Origin of the sequence: Acinetobacter sp. MD2, assembly GCF_035615575.1 — a bacterium.
Taxonomy (GTDB): domain Bacteria; phylum Pseudomonadota; class Gammaproteobacteria; order Pseudomonadales; family Moraxellaceae; genus Acinetobacter.
On the sequence record NZ_VTDK01000019.1, the window covers coordinates 1 to 608 of the forward strand.

Here is a 608-nt window from a genome sequence, read left to right on the forward strand (position 1 = left end):
AAAATGGTGCCCGAGGCCAGACTCGAACTGGCACGCTTTGTGGGCGGGGGATTTTAAATCCCCTGTGTCTACCGATTTCACCACTCGGGCATGGGCGCAATCATAGAGAATTGGTTTTGACTTGGCAAGAGCTCTTTTGCACATTTGCAGATGTTTTGCTCAAATTTGGCATGTTTGTTGAAAATCAAAGCAATTATAGGTGAATGAGGGGTAAAAATGCCAAGATTTGAAAAATATGACATTGAATAGGGCAATTACCATAAATGGTGAGATTATGGTTTTAATTTAATGATGTTAATAGAAAAAGCAAAGGAGGTAAGGAGAACTGTAATAAATAAGGCATGTTAAATTTTAGACATAAAAAAACCAGCTTACGCTGGATATTTTATTTGCACCATTTTTAATGATTAAAATGGTGCCCGAGGCCAGACTCGAACTGGCACGCTTTGTGGGCGGGGGATTTTAAATCCCCTGTGTCTACCGATTTCACCACTCGGGCATGGGCGCAATCATAGAGAATTGGTTTTGACTTGGCAAGAGCTCTTTTGCACATTTGCAGATGTTTTGCTCAAATTTGGCATGTTTGTTGAAAATCAAAGCAATTATAG

Annotated in this window: 2 tRNA genes; both read right to left on the reverse strand. The window is 40.0% G+C overall.

Annotation, left to right across the window (positions count from 1 at the left end):
- Positions 1–4: 4 nt before the first annotated feature.
- A tRNA-Leu gene (locus tag FXN70_RS11915) sits at positions 5–90 on the reverse strand.
- Positions 91–413: 323 nt separating this feature from the next.
- Positions 414–499, reverse strand: a tRNA-Leu gene (locus FXN70_RS11920).
- Positions 500–608 lie beyond the last annotated feature (109 nt).